The sequence below is a fragment of the Candidatus Nanopusillus massiliensis genome, assembly GCF_920984865.1.
This window is the reverse complement of sequence record NZ_OV100765.1, coordinates 148,539-148,826: the sequence shown is the minus strand read 5'-3', so window position 1 is coordinate 148,826 and position 288 is coordinate 148,539.

Below are 288 nucleotides of genomic sequence, written 5' to 3'. Positions count from 1 at the left end.
AATCCAATCTTCTTTNNNGCCTGAGGTTTTTCAAAGATAATACCTTTTTTAATTTCTTTAGTTATCTTCTTATAGCTCNNNGTATCCCTTCTAAAGTATACTGATANNNAATGATCTCTTGAAGGATCCAAATATGAATTTCTAATTTCTATTGTATAAGTCATAANNNTCACTTTCTATATCTCTTACCATATATTTTATTTTATCCATATCCCCTCCTACATATTTAATAAAAGCAATCATGTAATTATTATCATAACTTTTATATCTACTATAATATATATCTCG